Origin of the sequence: Sphingomonas sp. 66-10 (genome assembly GCF_001897045.1) — a bacterium.
GTDB classification, from domain to species: Bacteria; Pseudomonadota; Alphaproteobacteria; order Sphingomonadales; family Sphingomonadaceae; genus Sphingomonas; species Sphingomonas lycopersici.
Genome location: NZ_MKRR01000138.1, coordinates 86,322 through 87,316 on the forward strand (window position 1 = coordinate 86,322; position 995 = coordinate 87,316).

Below are 995 nucleotides of genomic sequence, written 5' to 3' on the forward strand. Positions count from 1 at the left end.
CCGCCGATCAGAAAGCCGATCGCGGCGAACAACGTCGCCTCGCGCGTCGCCGCACCGAGCCATTCGAGCAGAATGCGTCCCAAGCCTTCCCTCCCCGATCCTGTGCGCCGAATCGGGGGGTGGCGTCGGTCATGGCTAGGACGGATCGGCGCGCGGCAGAACCCGGTTTTTTCACCGACCCGCCGCCGCCATGCCGGCGGATTATTGCCCGCTGCTCGCGCCTGCCCCACATGGCGCGGGTGACCGTCACCCGTTTCGCCCCTTCGCCGACCGGGCGGCTGCATCTCGGCCATGCGTGGTCGGCGATCCTGTCGCATGATTTCGCGCGATCGCGCGGCGGGCAATTCATCGTGCGGATCGAGGATATCGACGGCACGCGCAGCCGCCCCGAGCATGTCGCGACGATCCTCGAGGATCTCGAATGGCTCGGGCTCGAATGGGACGGGGAAATTATGTTCCAGTCGCGCCGGCTCGATCATTATGCCGCCGCGCTCGACCGGCTGCGCGCGATGGGGCTGCTCTATCGCTGTTTCTGCACCCGCGCCGAGATCGCCGCCGCCAGCCTCGCCGCGCCGCACGGCGCCGAGCCGGTCTATCCCGGCACCTGCCGCGGGATCGACGCGGCCGGGCGAATCGATGAGCCGCATTGCTGGCGGATCGACATGGCGAAGGCGGCGGCACTCGCCGGACCGCTCGTCTGGACCGATCACGGCGTCGAGGTTGCCGCCGATCCGCTTGCCGCCGGGGATGTCGTGCTCGCGCGCAAGGATGCGCCGGCGAGCTATCATCTCGCGGTGACGATCGACGATGCCGCGCAGGGCGTCACCGATGTGGTGCGCGGGCGCGATCTGTTCGCCGCGACGCACGTCCACCGGCTGCTCCAGGCGCTGCTCGGGCTGCCGGTGCCGGCTTATCATCATCACGATCTGCTCGTCGGGGCGGACGGCGAGCGGCTCGCCCAGCGGCATGACAGCCCGACGCTCGCGGCGATGCGC

At 69.9% G+C, this 995-nt stretch carries 2 protein-coding genes; one reads left to right on the forward strand and one right to left on the reverse strand.

Annotation, left to right across the window (positions count from 1 at the left end; all coding sequences use genetic code 11):
* Window positions 1-230, reverse strand: a 230-nt coding sequence (locus BGN95_RS19660) for a hypothetical protein (RefSeq protein ID WP_286773757.1), incomplete at its 3' end; no start/stop codon positions are given.
* Here BGN95_RS19660 and gluQRS point away from each other — a divergent pair.
* Window positions 231-995: tRNA glutamyl-Q(34) synthetase GluQRS (gluQRS, locus tag BGN95_RS19665; RefSeq protein WP_286773758.1), on the forward strand; the 765-nt coding region annotated here is incomplete at its 3' end. It lies immediately after the preceding gene.